At 44.7% G+C, this 237-nt stretch carries 1 protein-coding gene; it reads right to left on the reverse strand.

What is annotated here, in order from left to right; all coding sequences use genetic code 11:
• Positions 1-221 (reverse strand): hypothetical protein (locus tag A3774_RS16150; protein ID WP_197468093.1); only part of this gene is annotated, 221 nt, incomplete at its 3' end.
• Between the last annotated feature and the right edge of the window lie 16 nt (positions 222-237).

A 237-nucleotide genomic window follows, 5' to 3' on the forward strand; every position in this document is an offset into this window, starting at 1 on the left:
TCCGGAACAAAAGAGGTAGGCTCGAGAGCTAGATCACCAGCAAAGATAGTCACCGTACTAGTAATCGACTGAGGATACGTTCCGCCAGATAAAGAGCCCTCAAAAAGAGACTCACTAATATTTTGTCCACCACCAGCAAAAATAATCGGTCGGATTTCATCATCGGCTTGATCGACTGTGCTTGTAGAAAACCCAGATGTTTCGAAGAAGGTACTAGCCAAAACCTCTGCACCATTA

Origin of the sequence: Neptuniibacter marinus, from assembly GCF_001597725.1 — a bacterium.
Taxonomy (GTDB): Bacteria; Pseudomonadota; Gammaproteobacteria; order Pseudomonadales; family Balneatricaceae; genus Neptuniibacter; species Neptuniibacter marinus.